The organism is Thermogemmatispora sp., assembly GCF_042408735.1.
Classification (GTDB): Bacteria; Chloroflexota; Ktedonobacteria; order Ktedonobacterales; family Ktedonobacteraceae; genus Thermogemmatispora.
Window position 1 is genome coordinate 128,235 of the sequence record NZ_JBHOQV010000047.1, and the last position, 15,041, is coordinate 143,275.

At 64.3% G+C, this 15,041-nt stretch carries 6 protein-coding genes and 1 pseudogene; 1 reads left to right on the plus strand and 6 read right to left on the minus strand.

All coding sequences use genetic code 11. From position 1 onward, the window contains the following. Positions 1-50 precede the first annotated feature (50 nt). The 5 genes from ACFMO7_RS03210 to ACFMO7_RS03230 all read right to left on the minus strand — a co-directional run bounded on the left by ACFMO7_RS03210 (position 51) and on the right by ACFMO7_RS03230 (position 11,534). Positions 51-4,205 carry a type IV secretion system DNA-binding domain-containing protein gene (locus ACFMO7_RS03210; RefSeq protein ID WP_376794085.1) on the minus strand — a complete coding sequence of 1,385 codons (4,155 nt, stop codon included), beginning with the start codon at positions 4,203-4,205 and terminating at the stop codon, positions 51-53. A gap of 290 nt (positions 4,206-4,495) precedes the next feature. Further along, positions 4,496-7,516, minus strand: a complete 3,021-nt coding sequence (locus ACFMO7_RS03215) for a VirB4 family type IV secretion system protein (RefSeq protein ID WP_376794086.1) — start codon at positions 7,514-7,516, stop codon at positions 4,496-4,498. Between the two features lie 346 nt (positions 7,517-7,862). Beyond that, positions 7,863-9,047: a transglycosylase SLT domain-containing protein gene (locus ACFMO7_RS03220; protein ID WP_376794087.1), complete on the minus strand. Its 1,185-nt coding sequence runs from the start codon at positions 9,045-9,047 to the stop codon at positions 7,863-7,865. Positions 9,048-10,292: 1,245 nt separating this feature from the next. Then, the gene (locus ACFMO7_RS03225) at positions 10,293-10,643 is read right to left on the minus strand and encodes a TrbC/VirB2 family protein (RefSeq protein WP_376794088.1); all 351 of its coding nucleotides are present in this window, start codon (positions 10,641-10,643) and stop codon (positions 10,293-10,295) included. Between the two features lie 135 nt (positions 10,644-10,778). Then, positions 10,779-11,534, minus strand: coding sequence for a hypothetical protein (locus ACFMO7_RS03230; RefSeq protein WP_376794089.1), 756 nt, complete (start codon positions 11,532-11,534; stop codon positions 10,779-10,781). Positions 11,535-13,428: 1,894 nt separating this feature from the next. Here ACFMO7_RS03230 and ACFMO7_RS03235 point away from each other — a divergent pair. After that, entirely contained in the window at positions 13,429-14,292 is an 864-nt protein-coding gene (locus tag ACFMO7_RS03235) for a class I SAM-dependent methyltransferase (protein WP_376794090.1), read from the plus strand. 400 nt (positions 14,293-14,692) lie between these two features. Here the strand turns inward: ACFMO7_RS03235 and ACFMO7_RS03240 are convergent. After that, positions 14,693-15,041: pseudogene (locus tag ACFMO7_RS03240) on the minus strand (hypothetical protein); the annotation flags it as partial.

Here is a 15,041-nt window from a genome sequence, read left to right on the forward strand (position 1 = left end):
TCAGCTCGCCTCACTTCCCCCGGCCTCGTTCGACTTCGCTCGGCTTCGCTTCAGCGAGCTGGCTCCTGTCCTGGCTCTGCTCTGCTGCAGGACCAGGTCTCCTCATGGCTGGATAAGGTGTGATGCTCTTCTGACTTGGGCGGGTCGTCCCCTTTCCCCGCCCCCGAGGCCGAGGCCGAGGCCCGCTGAGCCGGTACGGCAGAGTCAGGAGAGTCAGCAGGGTCAGGAGGTAGGCTCCGTTGACTCTGCTGTGGGAGCATGGGCCAAGCCAGCACGAGCGGGGCGGGACGAGGAACTGCCGGGTCCCCTTTCACTGCCGTAGAAGGGTGCCTGTCCGCTGCTTGTTGCTGACTTTTGCTGCCCTTGCCCTTGCTCCTGCTGTTGCCCTTGTGCCTGCGAGCACTGCCCCTGCCTGGACTCGAACTCGGACTCGGACCCAGATCCGGGCCGGGCGATGGCGAGAGAGGCGCCCACCACGATCGGAACTCCTCCCGTTCCCGAAGGAGTTCTGCCCGGCGCCCCCGATACTTTCTGATCCCGCGGGGGAACTGGGGGCGAGGAGCGGCCTGACTGGCTGGGGCCTGACTGGCTGGGATTGAGCCAAGGCTGAGGACAGGCGCAGCAGGGGCAGAGCAGTCGCTCTGGCCGCTGCGTTCCTGCTCTCGTTGCTGCTCTGGCTTAGGATCAGCTTCTGCTAAGATGGCCCTGTCTGCTGGTTCATCTTCCCTTCCCGGTTCATCTTCCCTTGCCGCCGCCGCTGCCTCGCTCTCGTGTTCGGAGGCTGCTGGTTCGGGGGCAGGGGAAACCGTCCGGGCCTGAGCCTGAGCTTGGGTCTGGGTCTGGGCCTGGGCCGGGGTCCAGAAGGCTGCCTCGCTCTGGGGGCGCAGCAGCCAGGACTGTCTGGTCACAATCTGCTCTTCTACTTCCGCTCGCTTCAGAGGAGAGAGGGCGCGACTCTGCTCGCGAATCCTGTTGGCACGGAGCTGGTGCCCCTGCCCAGATCCAGGGGCCAGTTTGACCAGCCACGAGCAGGTGACTGCTTCCTCTCTTGTCGGTAAGCGCACATAGCAAGAGTGGCGACCCTGCCGGATGAGGAAGTCCGCCTCCAGGCTGCCCTGGAACTCGGGGGCGAGCAGGTGGGCGTCCATACTGCTGACCGAGAAAGCTACCAGAGCGCCTCCGGTATTGGTGAGGAGGGTCACCGGGAGGGAGGAAGTCACCGCCGTGGCAGCAGCGCTCGTTGCCGCTGGGCGCTGACGCCACATCCCAGCTAACGATTGGGTTGCGAGGGCAAAACTCAGCCCAAACTTGCGTATCTCCCCCAACGCGAGCCAGTTTACTCCGGCAAAGTACTGAAATTCATCCACCACGACGAGTGTGCGCTCAAGCGGCTGAGCTTGAGCATGCAGGAAGAGGAGATTCAGCAGGGACGCCCCGAGAATTCTGGCCACGTCTTCCCCAATGATTCCTGGAGCGAGCTTGACGAGAACCACTTTGCCCTCTTGCACCCACCGGTGCAAGAGCACGGTGGAGCAGCTTTGCCCCAGGACACACCGAGCTGTCCTGGCTTCAAATTTGGCAAATTTGGTCAGGATCGGATCGACCCGCTCCTGTCTCATCCAGGGGGGAAGCGGTTCAAAGTACTCACTGAACCAGCGCGCCAGCAGAGGATCAAGCTGCTTGTTCCACTGGAGCCAGCGGAGCAAGCGCCGGCGAAGGCCTTCGTTGGTGAGGATGGGCAGCAAGTCGAGCAGCGAAAGTTGGTGAGAGGCCGCCCCCTGCTCGACCAACTGCTGGTTGACGCTCAGGAGGAGCCTGAGGCCAGCCTCGGCCACGGCCTCCATTCTGGGTCCCCAGGCGGTGGCCCAGATCTCTCGGAATGAGGCAATCAGATCGGCCACGAGCTTGTCCTGCTGCCAGGACCAGGACAGAAAGCGCATATCCAGGGGATTGAAGCCCGGAATATGCTCCTGCTGCTCCCCAAAATCGACCAGAAGAGTCTGTGCCAGAGCCTGTGACGGGATCAAGGGGAGCAACCGATCCACCAGACTGCCATGCGGGTCAATCACGATCAGCCCCAGGCCCCGTTCTAGCGCCTCGAGAGCCAGACTCAGCAGCAAGGTGCTTTTGCCCGAGCCGCTGCGCCCAATCAGCAAGCTATGGCCCTCGAACACTTGTGCAGACCAGGGGCGAGCGAGAGGAACCCAGGCACCTGTTCGGCTCTCGCTCCCCAGGATCACCGGGACAAGAACAGGCTCGGGCTGGACTTCGCTCTCCCTGCGCCTCTGCCTCCGCGCAGACAGCAGGGACTGTGTCCGTTCACCAGACACGGCTCCCGCTTCAGCCCAGGGCGCGGGCACAGCAGAGGCAGAGCCAGCTCCCCTCTCGCTGCTCGCCCTCTCTTCGGCTTCCGCTCGCGCTTGCGCTGACGGAGGGGAAGACAGCTCGTTCGGAGAAGACAGCAGGGCTTCTGGCAGCGGGAGGAGCCGGTGCTGGGAATGCTCAAGAAGTGGCCAGCAGGACCCGAACCCGTCCAGAATCGGCGGCACAAACCAGAGGCAGGCCACGACTCGCGCAGGGACCACATCCCAGAGAGGGGGAAACCAAGCTGCCAGACGGCCCGCCCCCCAGAGGCCCTGGTTGCGGATCTTCCGCAAGGTCCAGCTTCCCAATCGCCTCAGACGCCAGTGTGCTCCGACTCCTCCCTCCAGGCCCCCCATGACAGCGGCCACTCGAGCCAGTATCTGCCGATCTTGTGCACGTTGCCACGCGTGCGCTTGGTAGCGTTCCCAGCACCGCCGCCAAGTCCTGGCCCAGGTTCGGACCCAGGCGGGGCGGACTCTCTGCTGCTGCCCCTGCTGCTGCTGTCTGTGCCTCTGCGCGGACGCAGCAGCAGGGGCAGCAGCAGGGGCACAAACAGGAAGAGGCTCAGGGAATGCGGTGCTGTCTGGGACTGGGATCAGAATCACTCGGACCTGAATCCGAAGGGCCTTGCTGGTGAGCGCTTCTGGATTCAGCCAGAGGAAGTCCAGCTCCAGCTCCTTCCGCCAGCGCAGCCACCAGCGCAGCAGCCCTATCCCCGCCAGGGCCACCAGCCCCCCTCCAAGCCATCCTGCCAGCGGCCAGGAGGCCAACCAACTGGCTTGCAGCATGGTCCAGACCTCCTGAACGACTCGGAGAAGGTCTTGCAGGGCCTGCAGGATCACAGAGCCACCCTGACCAGCAGACGAACCGGAACCAGAACCGGAAGAGCCTCCCACAGCCCCCACAGCCACAGTGAGATCTCTGCCAAGGGCCGCTACGGCTCTGGAGAGCCTCTCCCCCCACTGGCCGGAGCCGGAGGGGTGGAAGCGAAGTGGCAGACAGAGCAGCGCGATCAGCAGCCCCACTGCAGTGAGCCGGAGGCCGCTGCAGAGGCTGATCCCTGCCTCAGCCGAGGAGGCCAAGGAAGCTCGCTCAGGTCGCTGGTGCTGTGCTCGCCGGAGCCGGAGGACCCCTTCGAGGCGCTCGAGGCGTCGCCGGCGACGCTCTGCCCAGCGTGGAGGGGCCGGACGGAGCAGGATTTGCACGAGGACCTTCCTCTTCAAGTCAGGTGGGGGGGTCATCGCCGCCAAGAGCTGCCGCAGAGGCAGGGAACTGGGAGACGCCAGTCGGAGACGTCCAGGCCCAGATAGGGAGCGAGCACGGCGAAGCAGAGGGCTGCCTCCGCCCCCCGCTCCTGGGACGCTCGGGAGGGAGGCAGGCCAGAGCCATAAGCCCGCACGGCCCCAGACCCGGAGGCGCGCCCCCCTCAGAGGGAGGCCGCGGGGCGAAGGCGAGGGCGAAGGCGAAGGTCGGAGTCCATCGCGGCCCTGGCTCCGGTCTGAGTCCCTTCTCTGGCCCGGCCCTTCCAAGGCTGGCGAGCTGGCTGAGGGGAAGGACTCGTCCTCTCCCTCGCTCGGACTCGGAGAGGCTGGCCTCAGCGGGTCTGAGAGCGGGTCTGGAAAGCTCCGGAATTGACAGGAGGGCCACAGAGCACGGAAGATGTCCTGGACATGCGGCAAGACAGCCGGGGCTGCACGCACCAGCAATACCTGGCGCGTGGACTCTGCCAAGAGTTCCAGACTGACCACCTGCCCACCATAACTGAGCGAAGGAAGCGCTTGCTCCCAGGCGGCAAGCAGATCGAGAGAGGCATCTGGTCCAGGTCCAGGGATCACCTGCATCAGCTCCCAGGGGGGCTGCTGGCATGGGCACTGGCACGGGTGGTTCTGCTCGTGCCTCCTTTTGGCTGGTTTGCCTGGCCACACCCTTTGCTGGATTGGAGGCAAGAGATGGATGCTGCCTGTCCATGCTCCTCGAGCACGATCCCAGAGGCGGCTCACTCGGTTCACCAGGCTCACCAGGCTCACCAGGCTCACTAGTGAGCCGCCTCTGGCCAGCTCTTGGGCCTGTGCAGAGCCAGAGCTATTTGGAGGGACTCGTGCTGTGTCTGTAGTGTCTGTAGCAAGGTCATTCACGCTGCTCCCCCTCCCTCCCGCTGGCTGGCAGAGCAAGCTGGTCCCGCGTTCGCCTCTGTGAGTGCGTGTCCCTGGTCCTGCTTGTCCTCGTGGCCCCCACTGCGACAGCCGCCGGGCAAGTCCGTCGTCCTCGCCCAGTTCGCCTCCTGTGGCCCAGCGGCCCCAGCGGCCCCAGCGGCCCCAGCGGCCTGCCCTCGCCCTCGCCCTCGCCACTCCCGCGGATCGGTGGTGAGCAGCGGATAGAGTGCCTCACTCACAGGAAAGCGCAAGACGAGATGGTGCTGCTCTCCCAGCAGCAGCAGCCCCTCCCCTTTGCTGAGCGCCTTCAGCAGGCTCGCCTCTGCCTGGGAGAGATGAAAGAGCTGGAGCAGCCGATCGATCACCGCTGCCTCCTGAGCCAGGAGCAAGATACTCGCACAGTTGGCCAAGATCGAGGTGTGCTCAAGCAGCTCGATATGCTGCGTAATCGCATCAATGGAGAGAAAATGCTTCCGTGCCCGCTGAAAGAGCCGCTCGAGCAGCATTCTGCCCGGCTGAAATGGATCAGCGTACAAGGACCAGAATTCATCTAGGACCAGACGGCGCGGACGCGGATCTTCTCGGACCAGACGCCACACCCAGTGAACCAGGATGTATTGAGCAATGCCTTTCAAGGACTGAGGTAACCGACTCAGATCCATCACTACCAAGGAGGCCGTGCGGGCTTGATGCATCTGGGAGGCATCCGAGGAGAATAAGGAAGCTGCGCTGCCAGCAAAGAACGGCCGGAGGCGGTCAGCGAGAGTCAGCCCGAGCCTCGAACGGCGGGCCAGAATGCGACCAAGATCCTGCAACTGAGGCGCTTCTTTGCCCTCTTGCGAGCGAGGATCAGCAGAGATTCCTCGCTCACGGTAGCACTCCTGGATGGCCTCCTCTAGAAGCGACCGCTCCGCGGCAGACAGCCCCTGCTGCTGTGAGTGTGACAGCAGCAACTCCAGCAGGGACAGAATCCATTGAATCTGCTCGGCGAGGAGCCCCTCCTCGCCATCCAGTTCAGCCGCCCCGGGAGCAAGCTTGGGGAGGATGAAGGGATTCAATCCCCATCCGGGGCTCTGCGGGCCCCCAGCTCGCAAGAGCAGATGCGCTCCCCCCAGTCCCTCCAGAGAGGAAAGCGAGGCATACTCGCCTTCGGGATCAATGATGATCACTTGCACCGGTCCGGGAAGCGCCGCAGCCGCAGCGGGGGGCTGGCCCCCTCCGCTTCGCTGGCGCTCTCTCTGAAGCACCCAAGCCAGGGAGCTTTCTGCTGCCGCCTGCCGCCGATAGAGCTGCCTCAGCCTCAGCCAGCCCTGAGGGGGAGGCTGGTCCTGGCCCTCCTCGTCCAACTCGTGCAGCCGCGCTTGCTCTCCTGGCAGCTCTGGCTCTAGGAGGAGCTGCCGGTGCAGCTGTTGCCAGGCAGCCTCCTGCTGGGACCAGGCGAGCAGGCGGAGCACGTCCAGCTTGCATTTGAAAGACTTGCCAGCTCCGCTGCTGCCGATGATGAGTCGGTTCGCATTAGCGTTGGCCGAGTCCCAGCGATCGAGAAACACAGGGACGCCTTCTACCGTGCACCCTTCGAAGACGCCCATGACCCCCATGCGGCTCTGTCCCCCCAGCCCCAGCCCCAGGCTCGGGCTTGGACTTGGACTTGGACAGAGGAATGGAAAGCAGCTTGAGATGGTGCGAGTATCCAGAAGGAGTCGAGGACTGCAGGCCAGTGCCTCTTGCCCATGCCTGGATCCGGACAGTCCGGGCAGACAGGCTCGCCATACCACATCATGCTGGTAGTCGGCCCGAACTGCACAGATGCCCAGTTGCCGCAGGAGCAACTCGAGTTGCTCCGATGCCCGTTCTAGCTGGTCCCTGCCGCCCGAGACCGAGAGCAGCAGCACGCAGGAGACCAGCCAGAGTCGATCGCTGCCGGATGCCAGTTGCTCCAACATCCGCTCCAGATCCAAGCGAGTAAAGCGCATATGGGGATCTGTAAGTTTTTGTCGCTCCTGCTGCATCAGCGTTAGTGATTGCACTTCCAGGAGTTTGCGCTTCAGCAGGCGCTGGACGGCACTGGAGGAAACCGGCCACAGATGCCAGCTCACTGTCAGCTCCACCCCCTGCTCCCAAGGGAAGGTGATGAGCGGCCAGAGCCAGAAGCCACGCACCTGGCGCGGCCAAGCTCGGACGACCCAGCCCACCTGCGGCTGGCCACTCACCAAGAACTCGCTCCTGGAAAGCTCCAGGGCCGTGGGTGCCACCCATTCCAGCCAGGAGCTGCCCAGCTCGGACTCGGGTTCCTCGCCCTCCCCCTCCCCCTCCCCCTCTTCCTCCTCCTCCTCTCGCTCTCGCTCTCGCTCCGGCGCTGGATCTCCTCTCCCTAGTCCCAACCCCAGCACCCCCAACTCGGGCCACGGCCAAGAGGTCAACTGCTGCGGATCCCATACGAGCGGGATGAGGCGATGCCCGGGCAGATAGCGCTGCGCGAGCACCTCGAGGACTGCCCCTGCTGAGAGACGCCGCACTGGCAACCCCAGGAGGGAAACCAGATGCAAGAGATCTCGGACTCGCTCTTCCAGCAGGTCGCGTTGTGCCTGTCTGGCCTGCACTTCGGCCAAGCGCTTCTGCCTCGCCGTTCTCCCCCATCTCAGGCGCCTGGAGAACGGCTCTCCAAGCAAGCTGGCCTCTGCCGACACGACCAAGAACACTCGTTGCCGGCGTGTTTCTGTCTGCACGAGCTGCCGGATGAAGTGCTGCTCTTTCAGCCACCAGGGCCAGGGAGCACCGCCCGTGCCCGCTTCTGGATCCTTTTGCAGGAAGGGCCAGGCTTGCTCGATGAGCTGCTCCCGCTCGAGTATCGGCAGCCGACAGGAGCTGACAGCCTCATTCTGCAGCAGAATCTGGAGCGGGAAGTCCACAGCGAGGAGCAAGCGACGGAAGCGTTCCAGCAGGTGCTCCTTGAAAGTGCTCTCACGCCACAGTGGGCTGACGCCTTCCACCTCCAGCAAGGCCACTGCCTCCTGACTGTGGGGGTACCAGAGCACTCCATCTGGGTCCAGAGCCAGGGGAAGGCTCTGCCAGAGGCATCCCCGCCCAGATCTCTGCTGGGGACGTTCCACTCGAGCACGAGGGCAGAATCTCATCTTCCTCAGATCTCCTTCCTCTCCTTGATCCTGTCTTCACTTCGTTCTTGCTGGCTCTCGCTTGCTGCGAGTGCTGCGAGCCGCCAGAGGCGAGCCGCGAGTCGAGTCTGTGGAGACCCTCAGCTCAGCTCAGCTCAGCTCAGCTCAGACCGAGCCTCTGGAAGAGAGAAGGGGTCTGGCGTCTTCTGTCGCCTCGCTCCCGGCTCGCCTGCTAGCTGCCTGCGAGAATCGTGTGGATGTACGCCTGGGTTTCTGCTGGCAGACAGCTCAACCAGGCAGCGCCACAGGCGTTGAGGGCTTGTTGGAGCTGGCCGGGGCCGGCATTGTAGGCAGCCAGCGCTTGAGCATAGTCGCCTCCATAGCGGGAGACATAGCTCGCCATCAGGCGAGCAGCCCCACGCAGGGCCTCAACGGGGTCCCAGGGATCAACCCCCAGGCCGGCGGCGGTACTGGGCAGCAACTGGGCGATGCCTACAGCGCCTGCAGGCGAGACAGCGTCTGGGTTGAAGCCACTCTCCACATCGATCTGGCGCACAAAGAAGGCCGGTGGCAGCCCAACGTCCAGGGCAGCCTGGTATGCTACCTGGACATACGGCAGAGAGGAGGAGGCCACATGGAGCTGCTGAGCCAGCCGCTGGGCTGCCGCGGTCACCTCGTGGGTCGGAGCCGGAGCCAGGGCCGTGCGAGCAGCTCTGGCTCCGGCTCCGGCTCGTGCCGGAACGTGACGGATGTATCCCAGAACCTGGTAGCCCGGCCAGTCGAGCTTCAGCCTTCCCGAGACGAAGTCGAAGGATTCGATGGCCAAGGGAGCGTTGGCCTGAGCAATGGTAACTCTTCCAGTCCGGGCCTGCGCCTGCGCCTGCGCCGGTCCACTGGTCTGGGTCCACTGAACCGCCACGACAACGGCCACGTGACCCGGTCCGCCCAGGCTCGAAAGCACCAAGATATCGCCGGGCAAAGGCAGTCCCTCTCCATCAGGGATTTCCTCCCAGCCCACTCGACTTCCGCGGGAGTAGAGGCGCCAAAATTCCTCCGCGTTGCCGACGGCTGGCAACGGATCCCCCGCGAGCGCATAGGCCGCGGTGACCAGCATGACGCATTGCAAGTTCCCGTTTTGCCAGGACGCGCATCCGGGGCACTCCTGCTGCCAGAAGGCAATCGCTGCCCGAGGGAATCCGGCGTCATAACATTGATTCAGTTGCTCGGGGCCACAACGGTGCAGATGGGCAGCCATCTGGAGCGCTGCCTCCACGATCGCAGGAGCTGCCGGATTCTCTCCCCATCCTGCCGCCTGGCTCATGGCCCAGATCTCTCCCGTGCCACTGAGGCTCAGCAACAGGATCCCACAGCAGAAGACTGCTACTACCAGCGGCAGCAGCCCTGAGACCAGGTTCACTGCTCTTCCCTCCCAGGAGCCATCCTCGCCCCAGCCAGCGCCGGCTCAGGCTCCGGGGACCCTGGCTCCCGCTCCGGCTCCCGCTCCGGCCATGGCAACGGGAGCCAGCGCCGGCGACGGCGACGACTGTCCCTGTTGCGATTGTCCTGCTGCTCCTGCTGCTCCTGCTGCTCCTGCGAGCGCGAGTCGGAGCAAGAGGGGCTCAGGTCACCAGCCTCCTGCGGGGCTGGCTCTCGCCCCTGCGCTGTCAGGGCGAGCGTCCGTATCAACCGCTCACGAGCCGGATTCGGCTCTGCTAGCTGGCACCGATGCCGCCGAGACCAATAGCGAGCGACCACGAGCAGGAACCTCTCCAAGTGAGGACCATAGGGGCCCTGAGGGCGGACAAAGCCGAACGCTCCAGCGACAGCCATGGGCAAGCTTGCTATCACGAGCCGGGCCACCAGCCCCCAAGGAGATGCGAATGAGAGGGACAGGGGCTGAGCCGCCAGCGCGTTCCAGCACGCCACGGAACTGGCCATGCCCAGGCCAAGAAATCCCCCCTGACGCAGAGAGATACTTACTCCTCCTAGGGGAGTGGGAATCTCCCAGCGATCTTCTTGGTCGAGGTCGAGACAAGTGGTCTCCCTCTCGGGAAGATCTCTCCCTCCTGCCGCGGACGCAGCCACAGCAGCCAGGAAGGCCGCAGGGGGTCGGGAGATGGCGATCTTCTCGCTCCGACTCTCTCCCCTTCTTTGAGCCGGGGCGTCCCTTTCCTCGCCCTTACCCTCATCCTCGCTGCGCCCCCGGACTTCCCAGAGGCTGTGGCAAAGCTGCTCCTGCCGCTGCTCACTGGACCCAGTGGGCGCCTGAAGGTCTTTCCGCACAGGGGACAGAGGGCATGCTCTCCTCTCGCTCTCGCCGTCTTGAAGCCCAGGCCCAGGCCTAGGCCCAGGCCCAGCAGTCTGGTCAGAATAGGAAAAAGCCAAGCGTCCCCGACCTGCGTTTGCGTCCGGGGACAGGTGCACTTGCTCGGTGAGTCGTCTCTGCATGCGTCCGTCCTGTTTCCGTCCCGTTGCTCTCCCATCGGCACTGTCGGCAGCGAGGCAAGCCAGCCTGACCTGACTCGCCAGGCCAGCCTATCCCTCTGTCTGCCTTGCTGCCTGACTGTTGACCTGTCTGAGGAGCTGAGCTTCACTCAGCTGAACTGGCTAGCTGAGCTGAGCTGAGCTGAGCTGAACTGAACTGAGCTGAGCTGAGCTGAGCTTAGTGCCCAGATCCCGTTCCTGGCGTTCCGGCAATGGTCGCGACCAGTTGTGGCGCAATCGTTGCTGCCAGCACAACGAGGATCAACCCTACCACCACCCCCCATGCTGCACGTCTCAGGTGCGTAGCCCGGCCCACATTGTCTGCGTCGACGAACATGTACATGAGTCCGATGATCGCGAGGGCTAACGCCGCCGCGCCACCGGCTAGCCCCGCCAGCAGCGTCGCAAGACGCTGCAAGGCTCCGTTAATGCCCGTGGGATCTGGGCTTGCAGCCACTGCAGCGACAGCCAGACCTACCAGCATGCCCTTGGCCTTCGCTGCAGGCCAGAGCCACAACAGTCCGCGCATACGTTCTTCTCTCCTCCTCTCAAGTTACGCTCTGTCTTTCCTATTCGCCTTATCAGAGAAGAAAATCTTCTTTTTCTCTCACATCTCTTTTTCCTCCTGCTCCTCTCTTCTCCTCCCTTTCCGTGCCTGGGAGCCTTAGAGCCAGAGAGAGAGCAGGACAGCGAGCTGCTCTCCCACTGCTGGGAGACTGCCTTGAGCTGCCTGGACAGAGCGCGACAGCAACGCTGGCATGCGAAATGCTAGATAGCAAGCTGCCAGGCCGACGAGCAGAGACAGCGGCGTAGCAGTGGCGTGTCCTAATCCTGCGATCAAGGCGGCTCCCATCCCCAGGCTGATGTCCTGCAGCACCTGCACGAGCAGGAGTTCTCCCAAGAGCGTGGCGGCCAGTCGTCCATAGGGACGCAGTCCGGGCGTGGCCCAAGCGAGTGCCCAGACGGGCAGGAGGATGAGCAATACATCTAAGAGGGCAATTTGCACGAGCCGGACCAGGGACAGCAGGAGCAGAACTACCAGAGCCACAACGGCAAAGATGATCCACGCCAACGGGGCAGTGATGGTTCGGAGGGCCGAAAAGAGGTCAGTGAAGCCTAAGGCGCCAGCCGAGCTGCTGCCAAAGGCGAACAGGAACTCGCGCGCGCACTGATTGCTCAGCTCAATCAATTGGCAGAGTAGGGGAAAGCTCAGCCCGCCCGCCAGCGCCAGGAGGAGATCCCACAAGACAGTCGACGTCGACAGCCAGGCTCCCCCTCCCCCGACACTTGCCCGCAGCAGCCGATATCCCTCCAGGACCAAGGCCAGCGTGAGCAGGCCGCTCACCATCCCCAGGCTCAGCCGGTAGCCGGCCACGACTACGAAATGCCCATACGTGAGACTCTTTGGGGTCTCAAACATGAACGTAAAGCTGCCCAGCCAGTCGAGCAGCTGTGACCAGACGTCTGCGACAAGCTGCTCCACCCCTGCCCAGAACCCGTCGAAAAAGAAGTTCCCTGTTGACACAGGAGGGGGCGAGAGAGGCGAGTTCGCCGGCGTCGGCGACGAACTCGTCGCCGGGTTCGTGGCTGAGTTCGTGGCTGAGCGAGCTTGTTCTTGTTGAGCCAAGAGCTGATTGGCGAAGCCACAGGCCGGGGCAAATGGTCCATGCTCCGTCATGGGGAGACGGTGGCAGTGCTTCGGATCGGCAGGTCGGCAGGCCGGATCCGGATCCGCCGGATTGGCTTGCCCGTTGGCCAGCGGGTGACAATCGGTTCCTGGAGGCGATGGCGGCTGGGCGAGGGCCACCTTGTATGCCGGCAGACAGTCCGGATTCGGTGGACCGACCTGCACACGATGGCAGCGCTGCGGATCAATGGGCAGACAGGCCGGATCCGTATCGTAGGGGTTAGCCTCCCCGTCAGGGAGTGGATGGCATCCGTCAGTGGGAGAACGGTGGAGCGCAGTCTGGTAGACGGGCAGACAAGCTGGAGCTGAAGGGTGGTCACTGGGAAGCGGATGAGGACAGTGCTCCGGATCGCTCGGCTGGCAGGCCGGATCCGTATCAGCAGGATTGGCTTCCCCATTGGCCAGCGGGTGACAGGGTCCTGCCGCCGCGCTGGCTCCGGCTCCGGCTGCCCCCAAGAACCCATCTTCCCCGCTGGACCAGTCGCTCTCTGCTCCCTGCCCGCCCCAGTCCGAGCCTGGCGCACTCAGACGAGCAGGGGAGGAGGCACTTGGAACCGGCGTGTCCTTCCCACCCCGCTCCGGCGCGGGTCCCGCCAGCAGAAACAAGATGAGTCCGATGAGAGCCAGGCCGATCACCCAGCCTAGCTGCCCTTTATTCCCCTCTATACCTCTTTTGTTTCTTCCACGCTCACGTCTCAGCAGGTCTGTCGGGTCCGGCTTCAGCCAGGACTGAGAGGGGGCTGGATCAGAGGACAGATAGCCCCCGCCTGGATCTGGGGGAGGAACCTCCCCCGCCCCCTGCAGCAGCGGAGGTTCCTCCCTCCAGCAATAGCAGGAATGGAGGGAGCCATGAGCACGAGAGCGAACCATCTGCTGAGTCCCAGTCTTGGTCATGATCGTGGTCGCTCAGAGGGTACGCAGGCCTCGGAGCCAGGTGGCACTCGTTGTGGCTCTGGCTGGCCTCTAGCTGGCCTCTGGCTGGCTGGCTCCGGCCTCCGGCCCCAAGGATCCGCGCCGTCCCCGTCCACTCGCCGCTTGTGACTCTCCATGCCCCGGTTGCAGTTCAGGAGTGTCATGACGGTGCCGCCTCTCTGCTCTGTGGGGGTCCTTTTCCTTCAGGACCCTTGGGTCCTGCCCCTCCAGGCACTCGTTTCTTTCCTCACACCTCCTCCTCACACCTCCTCCCTCTCTCGTTCTCCCACAGGAGGCTACCAGAGGAGAGGCAAGATGAACAGGGGATGGGCTGGTCAACTTTGGCCAGTCAGATGGTCCCCCTTGACCAGTGAGCTGGTCAAAGTTGACCACGTGCGGTACCCGATTCCTCTATTTTGTTCGTGTTCGTGGGATGTCATCGAACGTCGTGGAAGAAGCTCCGACGCAGAAGCCGTCGCGAATCTGCCAGATGGGTCTACCAGGGGCGGCAGATTGCTCTGGAGCTGTCTAACTCCTCTGATGCTCTTCTTCCCTGGAGAACATGAAAAATCCGTGAAGAAAGCGAGAGGAGGATCTTGACACCCCCACTGCGCATTGACAAGCAGCTACCGTTTCTCTATATATAACAGCGTTCATCGCTCACCGCGTCTCATTCCTCCCTTGGGACGCATGAAGTCATCTGAGAGGAGCAGCCATGCCCTGGTGGTTTAGAACCCGTCGACGCCCCGGCCCTGCCGCCTCCAGCCCCTCCCCGTCTCCTGCCACAGAGCAGGAACGCGCGTCCGTTCGGGTCGGAGTCGGTGAGGTGGCCTTCCCTGGGCGCGCGGACGAGGACAGGCGCCGCTCTCTGCAGGAGCAGCCCTCTCTGCTGCCCAAGGACCTTAAAGAGGTCAACCGGCTCGACGTTCAGCATGACGTGCTGCGGGCCATCCTGAAGCGCAACTCTCTGGCCCCGCTGCAGGCACCACGGCAGATCCTGGACGTGGGCTGTGGGACGGGCCAGTGGGCCTACGAGCTGGCGCGGGAGTTTCCCCAGGCGGAGGTGATCGGGCTGGATCTGGAGCCAGCCAAGAACACGACCGCGCCGCCGCCCACCTCTCGGTTGGTGGCGGGGGATGTGCGAGACGGCCTGCCCTTCGAGGACAACCGCTTTGATTTCGTCCATCAGCGCTTTTTCTGGGCGGCGCTGCCGCTGGCGGCCTGGCCGGGGGTCGTCCAGGAGCTGGTGCGGGTGACCGCGCCCGGCGGCTGGGTCGAGCTGCTGGAAGCGAGTACCGGTGGGACCCCTACTGGCCCCAATGGCCGACGCTTGCAGGCCATGCTGCGGGAGCTGGCGGCGCTGCGGGGACGGGATGGCTCGGACGAGGTGGTCCGTTCGCTGGATCGCTCTCTCAGAGAGGCGGGATTGGTCGAGGTGGAGCGGCGGGAGATCGAGGTGCCTCTCGGAGACTGGGGGGGGACGGATCGGCTCGCTCATGGCCCTGGATGGCCGCGAAGCGTGTCTGGCCATGAGTGGAGCGATGCTGAAGCGCTTTCGGCTGACGCAGCAGGAAGATGAGGCGCTGCTGGAGGCGGCGTTTCGGGAGAGCAACGAGCTGAAGACGAGAGGCCGCTTTGTGGCGGCCTCTGGGCGCAAGCCGTGAGGGAGGGCACGGCACCTGCCCTCCCCGCTCCCGGTGCTGTCCTGTTGCGAGGAAGTCTCCCGTCTTCCCTCTCGAGACCGGTCCGCTCCGCTCCGGCCTGCCTTGCTGGACTTGCTGGCTCTGTCCTGACGAATCCCGCCAGGCTGTCCGTGCAGGCAGCCTGGCTCTGGCGCCCATGGGGGTGAGGCTGGGAGCGCAGGCGCACGCAGGGCCGAGCGGCCGAAGAGCAACCCGTGCCCGTGCCTGCGCCCGGAGGACGGCCCCCCTCGTGGTTTCGGTTCGTGGTCCAGGGCCAGGTCCAGCCAGCCAGCCGGCTTAATCCTTTCTTCCCCAGACGGTCAGCAGCGTCCACACTGCGCAGAAGTCCTCTTGCTGCATCTGGGCCACCGCGAGCTGATACAGGCGCTCCAGTTCCTCCTGCGTGGCTACACCAGCCGTGACCAGGAACGGCTGCACCAGCTCCAGCCCAATCAGAGCGTCTTTGAAGACGGGATAGTGGCCCTCGGTCCCCATCGACCACTCGAGCGCCGTGGCCCGCAGCCGCACCTGCCGAAAGCCGGCCTGGCGCACCAGCCGCGGCAGCACCGGCGTGATACCAATGTGACGCCCGTCTACGGAGAAGCTTTGCCCCACTCGCTTGAGAGCCTCGGTCACCAGCCCGACA